At 75.5% G+C, this 6,786-nt stretch carries 5 protein-coding genes; 3 read left to right on the top strand and 2 right to left on the bottom strand.

The genetic code is table 11. The annotated features are described in order from the left end of the window. Positions 1-82 precede the first annotated feature (82 nt). Positions 83-2,179: a 4-alpha-glucanotransferase gene (gene malQ / locus MW084_RS09220; protein ID WP_010476661.1), complete on the top strand. Its 2,097-nt coding sequence runs from the start codon at positions 83-85 to the stop codon at positions 2,177-2,179. 20 nt (positions 2,180-2,199) lie between these two features. Continuing rightward, positions 2,200-2,433, top strand: coding sequence for a hypothetical protein (locus MW084_RS09215; RefSeq protein WP_255130049.1), 234 nt, complete (start codon positions 2,200-2,202; stop codon positions 2,431-2,433). Positions 2,434-2,577: 144 nt separating this feature from the next. Here MW084_RS09215 and MW084_RS09210 read toward each other — a convergent pair whose 3' ends face one another. Further along, on the bottom strand, positions 2,578-3,084 hold the full coding sequence (locus tag MW084_RS09210; protein WP_010473890.1) for a MarR family winged helix-turn-helix transcriptional regulator: 507 nt from the start codon (positions 3,082-3,084) through the stop codon (positions 2,578-2,580). Positions 3,085-3,209: 125 nt separating this feature from the next. Between MW084_RS09210 and MW084_RS09205 the strand changes: the two genes are divergently transcribed. Beyond that, on the top strand, positions 3,210-4,133 hold the full coding sequence (locus MW084_RS09205; RefSeq protein ID WP_010473888.1) for an EamA family transporter: 924 nt from the start codon (positions 3,210-3,212) through the stop codon (positions 4,131-4,133). A 57-nt stretch (positions 4,134-4,190) separates the two neighbouring features. Here MW084_RS09205 and pepN read toward each other — a convergent pair whose 3' ends face one another. Further along, entirely contained in the window at positions 4,191-6,755 is a 2,565-nt protein-coding gene (gene pepN / locus MW084_RS09200; RefSeq protein WP_010473886.1) for an aminopeptidase N, read from the bottom strand. Positions 6,756-6,786: the final 31 nt, after the last annotated feature.

The following is a 6,786-nucleotide window of genomic DNA, read 5'->3' as shown; positions in this document are numbered from 1 at the left end:
GCCCACGGCCCGCCCCCGCGCGGCGCGGCCGGCGGGGCGGCGCCCCCCGCACGCAGGAACCCCGAAGCGCCCAGGAGGCCGCATGACCCTCGCCCGGCTCGCCGCGCTGCACGGAGTCGCCACCGCGTACTCCCCGTCCCCGGGCGTCACGGTCCCGGTCCCCGACGCGACCGTGGTCGCCGTCCTCGCCGCCCTGGACGTCGACGCGACCACCCCCGCGGCGCTCGGCGCGTCGCTCGCCGCCGCCGAGGAGGCGCGGGCGGCGCGGCTGCTCCCGCCCACGGTCGTCGTGTGGCGGGGCGACGGGCCGGCGGGCCGCCCCCGGTCGCTGGCGGCCCTCCCCGCGGGCACGGCCCTGCGCGTCGCCCTGGAGGACGGCACCGCCGCCGGGCCGCCCGTCCCCTGGGAGGGGCTCCCGGCGGGTGTGCACACCCTGGAGGCGCACGCCCCCGACGGGCGCACCGCCCGCGCCGCCCTGGTCGTCGCCCCCGCCCGCGCGCCGCAGCCCCCCGGGCCCTGCCACGGCCTGCTGGTCCAGCTGTACTCGCTGCTGTCGACCCGCTCCTGGGGCATGGGCGACCTCGGCGACCTGCGGGAGCTCGCCGGCTGGGCGGGCCGTGCGCTCGGTTCGGGCTTCGTGCAGGTCAACCCGCTCCACGCGGCCGTGCCCGGCACACCCACCGACCCCTCCCCGTACCGCCCCTCCTCGCGCCGCTTCCCCGACCCGGTGCACCTGCGGATCGAGGAGGTCCCCGAGTTCGCCTACGCCTCCGGGACCGCCCGCACCGAGCTCGACGAACTCGCCGCGCGGGCCGGGGAGCTGCGCGACGGGGTCCTGCGCAAGGGCGAGCTGATCGACCGGGACGCGGTGTGGGTCCTCAAGCGGCGCGCCCTGGAGATCCTCGCCGCCGTCCCGCTCGGCCCCGGCCGCCGGGCCGCGTTCGACGCCTTCCGCGCCGCCCGGGGGCGTGCGCTGGAGGACCACGCGACCTGGTGCGCGCTCGCCGAGCGGTACGGCGCCGACCGGGCCCGGTGGCCCGCCGGCCTGGACGACCCCCGGTCGTCGGCCACCGCGCGGGCCCGCGCGGGGCTGGAGGACCGGCTGGCCTTCCACCGCCTGGCCGCCTGGCTGACCGACGAGCAGCTCGCCGCCGCCGCGCGGGCCGCCCGCGAGGCGGGCATGCCGGTCGGCGTCGTCCACGACCTGGCGGTCGGCGTGCACCCGGACGGCGCCGACGCCTGGGCGCAGGCCGGGACGTACGCGTCCGGCGTGTCGGTGGGCGCCCCGCCGGACGCGTTCAACGCGCACGGCCAGGACTGGGGGCTGCCCCCCTGGCGGCCCGACGCCCTCGCCGCGTCCGGCCACGCTCCCTACCGCGACCTGCTGCGCTCCCTGTTCCGGCACGCGGGCGCCCTGCGCATCGACCACGTGATGGGCCTGTTCCGGCTCTGGTGGGTGCCCGCGGGGCTCCCGCCGACGCAGGGCACGTACGTCCGGTACGACGCCGACGCGATGCTCGCCGTCCTCGTCCTGGAGGCCGACCGGGCGGGCGCCGCCGTGATCGGGGAGGACCTCGGCACGGTCGAGCCGGGCGTGCGGGAGGCGCTGCGGCGCCGGGGCGTGTTCGGCACGTCGGTGATGTGGTTCGAGCGCGACTGGGAGGGCTCCCGCCGCCCCCTGCCGCCGGAGGAGTGGCGGGCCGACTGCCTGGCCACGGCGACCACCCACGACCTGCCGCCCACCGCCGCCCGGCTGAGCGGCGAGCACGTGGAGCTGCGCCGGCGGCTGGGGCTGCTGGCCCGGCCGGCGGCGCGGGAGCGGGCCGAGGACGCCGCGGACGTCGCCGAGTGGCTGGCGTACCTGCGGGAGCTGGGCCTGCTCCCGCAAGACGGCGGGCGGGACGAGGAGGCGGAGGTGCGGGCCGTGTACCGGTTCCTGCGCCGCACCCCCGCCCGGATGACCGGGGTGTGGCTGCCCGACGCGGTGGGGGACCGGCGCCCGCAGAACCTGCCGGGCACCCTGGACCGGTACCCGAACTGGCGGCTGCCCGTGGCCGGCGCGGACGGCCGCCCGGTCACGCTGGAGGAGCTCGCCGCGTCGCCCCGGCTGCACGCGCTGGCCGCCGTGCTGGGGGAGCCCGGGGCCGCTACGCCACCCCCGGGCGCGCGGCGCGGTTAGGCGTTCGCTACTTTTGCTCCGTGGACAAGAAGAACGCCCTGCGCGCCGGTGCCGTCGCGACCGGTACGACGCTGATGATGCTGCTGATGTCGTCCCCCGCGTTCGCGCTGATGCGCGACGACGGCGACGACCCGGGCACCTCCGGCCTGAGCGTCGTGGAGACGCTCGGCCTGTTCGTGGTGGCGCCGATCGTGCTCTTCGCGGTCATCGCCGGCCTCGTCATGGTGATGGACCGCTCCAAGAAGCAGGCCTGACACCACCCCCGCTCCCCGGGGGNGCCGCGCGCCGGGAAGCCCCGGGCGCGCGGCGCNCCGCCGNCCCCGCGCGGGACGCGGTCCGCGCGGTGCCCCGGACGGCTCCGCCCCCGCGCGGCGCCGCGCGCCCGTCCGGCGCGCCACTCAGGCGCCCGTCGCGTTGAGCAGCTTCCGCAGCAGTCCGGCGAGCCGCTCCGCCTCCTCCTCGTCCAGGGCCGCCTCCAGCGCCTCCCGCTGCACGGCCAGCCCCGCCTCCACGGCGTCCTCCACGATCCCCAGGCCCCGCTCGCTGAGCGTCACCCGCAGCGCCCGCCGGTCGTGCGGGTCCGGGTTCCGGCTCAGCAGCCCGGCCCGCTCCAGCTTGTCCAGCCGGCCCGTCATCCCGCCCGTCGTCAGCATCAGCGTCGCCGAGAGCTGGCGCGGTGACAGGGTGTACGGCTCGCCGGAGCGGCGCAGCGTCGCCAGGACGTCGAACTCGCCGCGCGAGATCCCGAAGGCCCCGTAGGCGCGGTCCATCCGCTCGGCCATCTTCTGCGCGAGCCGGTGGACGCGGCCGAAGACGGCCATGGGGACCGTGTCCAGGTCGGGCCGCTCCACCGCCCACTGGGCGATGATCGCGTCGACGGGGTCGGGGGTGGGGGTCGCGCTCATGGCGGCAGTCTCGTCGTCCCTCCGCCGGCTCGCAAGCAAGTGGCTTCCCATTGAGCGGCTTGCCGATAAGTAGCTTAGCGCTAAGCTATTTGGTGTCAGAGCATTTCCGATCGGAGGGGATCGCCATGTCGTCCCGCGCCGCCGTCGTCGCCGTCACCGCGCTCGCCCCCGTCTCCTGGGGCACGACCTACATCGTCACCACCGAGTTCCTGCCGGCCGACCGGCCTCTGTTCACCGGCCTGATGCGAGCCCTCCCCGCCGGGCTGCTCCTGCTCGCCGTCACCCGGAAGCTGCCCTCCGGCGCCTGGTGGTGGCGGTCGGCGGTGCTGGGCGCGTTGAACATCGGGGCGTTCTTCCCGCTGCTGTTCCTCGCCGCGTACCGGCTCCCGGGCGGCGTCGCCGCCGTCGTCGGGTCGGTGGGCCCGCTCTTCGTCGTCGGCCTCGCGGCGCTGCTGCTGGGGGACCGGCCGACCCTGCGGTCCATGCTGGCCGCCATCGGGGCGGCGTTCGGCGTGAGCCTGGTGGTGCTGACGGCGGACGCCGCGTTCGACCCGGTCGGGGTGGTGGCCGGCCTCGCCGCGTCGGCCGCGATGTCCGCCGGGACGGTCCTGACCAAGCGCTGGGGGCGCCCCGAGGGGATCGGCCCGCTCGTCATGACCGGCTGGCAGCTCACCGCGGGCGGCCTGGTCATCGCGCCCATCGCGTTCCTGGTCGAGGGGGCGCCCCCGGCGCTGGACGGCCGGGCGGTGCTCGGGTACGCGTACCTGGCGCTGGCGAACACGGCCGTCGGCTACTGGCTGTGGTTCCGGGGCATCGAGCGGCTGACCGCCACCTCCGTGACGCTGCTCGGGCCGCTGTCGCCGCTCACCGCGGCGGTGGTGGGCTGGGTGGCGCTCGGACAGGCCCTGGGGCCCGTGCAGCTGGTCGGGATGGCGATCGCGTTCGCCGCGACGGTGCTGGGGCAGCTCACGCCCCGGCCGCGCGCACCGCTCGCCGCGGAGGACCTCCCGCCCGCCGGGGCGGTGCCGCGGGCGGCCGCCCGGCCGTAGCGCGTCCGCGGGAAGCGGGGGAGGGGCGGGGCGCGCGGCGGCGCCCCGCCCCTTCGGTCACCTGTCGGAGGCCTGCGCCCTCAGCGCCCGCTCCACACCGTCGCGGGACTCCAGGACCAGGCGGCGCAGCGCCGCGCTCGGCTCGGCGCGCTCCAGCCACGCGTCGGTCGCCTCCAGGGTCTCCTGGGAGATCTGGAGCGACGGGTACAGGCCGACCACGATCTGCTGGGCCATCTCGTGCGAGCGGGACTCCCACACGTCCTTGGCCACCGCGAAGAACCTCTCCGTGTACGGCGCCAGCAGCTCTCGCTGGTCCGTCTGCACGAAACCGCCGATCACGGCCTCCTGCAGGGCGTTCGGCAGTGTGTCGGACTCCACGACCGACGCCCACGCCTCCGCCTTCGCCTCGGCCGTCGGGCGCGCGGCCATCGCCGTGGCGGCGTGCCGCTCGCCGGCCGCGGTCCGGTCCCGCTCGTGCTCGGCGGCGATCTCGTCCGCCCCGAACCGGCCGGTCGCCGCGAGCCGCTCGACGAACGCCCAGCGCAGCTCCGTGTCGACGGCCAGGCCCTCGATCGTCTCCGAGCCGTCCAGCAGCGCCACCAGCAGGTCCAGCTGCTCGCCGGTGCGGGCCGTCGCCGCGAACGCCCGCGCCCACGCCAGCTGGTGGTCGCTGCCCGGCTCCGCCGCCCGCAGGTGCTCCAGCGCGGCCCGCGTCCAGCGGTCCAGGCCCGTCTCGCGCCAGTCCGGCGCCGCGTACAGGTCCAGCGCCAGCTTCACCTGCCGGTGCAGGCTCTGCACCACGCCGATGTCGGACTCCCTGCCGATGCCCGACAGCACCAGGTCCAGGTACGCGCGCGTGGCCAGCTCGCCGTCGCGGGTCATGTCCCACGCCGACGCCCAGCACAGCGCCCGCGGCAGCGACTCGGTGAAGTCGCCCAGGTGCGCCACGACGTTGCGCAGCGACTCCTCGTCGAGCCGGACCTTGGCGTAGCTCAGGTCGTCGTCGTTCAGCAGGACGACCGCCGGGCGCCGCTTGCCGACCAGCGCGTCGACGCCGGTCAGCTCGCCGTCCACGTCCAGCTCGACGCGCTCGGTGCGCACCAGCCGGCCCGCGTCGTCGAGGTCGTAGAAGCCGACCGCGATGCGGTGCGGGCGCAGGATCGCCTCGCCCTTCGCGCCCGCCGGGAGCGCCGGCGCCTCCTGCCGGACCGCGAACGAGGTGATCACGCCGTCCTCGCCGGTCTCCACCACCGGCCGCAGGACGTTGATGCCGGCGGTCTGCAGCCACTTCTCCGACCAGGTCCCCAGGTCGCGCCCGGAGGTCTCCTCCAGGGCGCCCAGCAGGTCCGACAGGCGGGTGTTGCCGAAGGCGTGGCGCTTGAAGTACGCCTGCACGCCCCGGAAGAAGGCGTCCATGCCCACGTACGCGACGAGCTGCTTCAGCACCGAGGCGCCCTTGGCGTACGTGATGCCGTCGAAGTTGACGAGCACGTCGTCCAGGTCGCGGATCTCGGCCATGATCGGGTGCGTGGACGGCAGCTGGTCCTGCCGGTACGCCCAGGTCTTCATCTGGTTGGCGAAGGTGGTCCACGAGTGCGGCCACTTCGAGCCGGGCGCGTACGCCTGGCAGGCGATCGACGTGTACGTGGCGAACGACTCGTTCAGCCACAGGTCGTTCCACCACTCCATGGTGACCAGGTCGCCGAACCACATGTGGGCCAGCTCGTGCAGGATCGTCTCGGCCCGCACCTCGTACGCCGCGTCCGTCACCTTCGAGCGGAAGACGTACTGGTCGCGGATGGTGACCGCGCCCGCGTTCTCCATCGCGCCCGCGTTGAACTCCGGCACGAAGAGCTGGTCGTACTTGGCGAACGGGTACGCGTAGTCGAACTTCTCCTGGAACCAGTCGAAGCCCTGCCGCGTCACCTCGAAGATCGCGTCCGCGTCGAGGAACTCCGCCAGCGACGGGCGGCAGTACACGCCCAGCGGCACGACCTGCCCGTCCGGGCCCTCGTACGTCGAGTGCACCGCGTGGTACGGGCCGACGATCAGCGCCGTGACGTACGTCGAGATGCGCGGGGTGGGCTCGAAGGCCCACACGTCGTCCTTCGGCTCCGGCGTCGGCGAGTTCGAGACCACTGTCCAGCCCGCCGGGGCCTTCACGGTGAACCGGAACGTCGCCTTCAGGTCCGGCTGCTCGAAGCTGGCGAACACCCGCCGCGCGTCCGGCACCTCGAACTGCGTGTACAGGTACGCCTGGCCGTCCACCGGGTCCACGAACCGGTGCAGGCCCTCACCGGTGTTGGTGTACGCGCAGTCCGCGACGACCCGCAGCTCGTTGGCGCCCCGCTTCAGGTGCTTCAGCGTGATCCGGGAGTCCCGGAACACCGACGCCACGTCCAGGTGCCTGCCGTTCAGCACCACCTCGTGCACCGCCGGGGCCACCAGGTCGACGAACGTCTCCGCGCCCTCCTCGGCGCACTCGAAGCGCACGGAGGTCTCGGACCGGTAGGTCCCGCCCTCCTGCGCGCCGCTGAGATCGAGGTCGATCTCGTACGCGTCCACGGTCAGCAGCGCCGCGCGCCGCTGCGCCTCTTCACGGGTCAGGTTTGTGCCAGGCACCCGGTCATCTCCTCCATGTACGGCTTTGGGG

The sequence above is a fragment of the Streptomyces sudanensis genome, from assembly GCF_023614315.1.
GTDB classification, from domain to species: Bacteria; Actinomycetota; Actinomycetes; order Streptomycetales; family Streptomycetaceae; genus Streptomyces; species Streptomyces sudanensis.
The sequence above is the reverse complement of the archived record's forward strand: the minus strand, read 5'-3'. Positions and strand labels throughout refer to the sequence as shown.

Excerpts from the sequence above, each read along its gene's own strand:
- malQ (WP_010476661.1), top strand. The coding sequence starts at position 83 with ATGACCCTCGCCCGGCTCGCCGCGCTGCACGGAGTCGCCACCGCGTAC.
- MW084_RS09205 (WP_010473888.1), top strand. The coding sequence starts at position 3,210 with ATGTCGTCCCGCGCCGCCGTCGTCGCCGTCACCGCGCTCGCCCCCGTC.
- MW084_RS09210 (WP_010473890.1), bottom strand. The coding sequence starts at position 3,084 with ATGAGCGCGACCCCCACCCCCGACCCCGTCGACGCGATCATCGCCCAG.